Below are 617 nucleotides of genomic sequence, written 5' to 3'. Positions count from 1 at the left end.
CTTTACCATCAAATGAAGTTAGCTTGTCCTTCCAGTTTGTGTCATCGTAGGAGTAGTTGTATACCTTAGCTGATGTTCCTGTTGTTCCTGTTGTAATGGTATACTAAAGTTGTAACACCTCAATCTAATAGATATAATAAATCTATAAGAAAAGAGGGATACCTATGCAAAAATATTATGAAGAAGAGTTTAAAAAGAAAATAGTTCGTCTTCATCTGGAAGAGGGGCGTACTATAAAAAGTTTAGCTGAGGAGTACAGCGTTTCAAAAGCAGCTATATCCATCTGGATAAAGGCTTACCGTGAAGAATGCCAAACAAACCACGAATTAAAGGAAGAATACGATTATATGAAGGAAAATTTAAGGCTCCGCAAGGAACTTGAAGATTTAAAGAAAGAGAACCAGTTCCTAAAAAAAGCGGCGGCATTCTTTGCGAGGGAAATCGATTAGTGGTTTATCGATTTATTCAAGATAATTGTAAAGAATTCGGATTAAGATGGCTTCTTCGAAGATTCAATTTATCACCGAATGCATACTATAACTTTCTAAAGGATAGGAAGTCTAATTATCATACCCAAAAACAGAAAATACATGATGAAATTAATAAAATATATCATG

1 pseudogene is annotated in these 617 nt (G+C 33.9%); it reads left to right on the top strand.

The annotated features are described in order from the left end of the window. Positions 1–164 precede the first annotated feature (164 nt). A pseudogene (locus Q428_RS15310) lies at positions 165–617 on the top strand (transposase); the annotation flags it as partial.

Source organism: Fervidicella metallireducens AeB, from assembly GCF_000601455.1.
GTDB lineage: Bacteria > Bacillota > Clostridia > Clostridiales > Caloramatoraceae > Fervidicella > Fervidicella metallireducens.
Note: the sequence above shows the minus strand (reverse complement) of the source record. Positions and strands in the feature narration are given on the sequence as shown.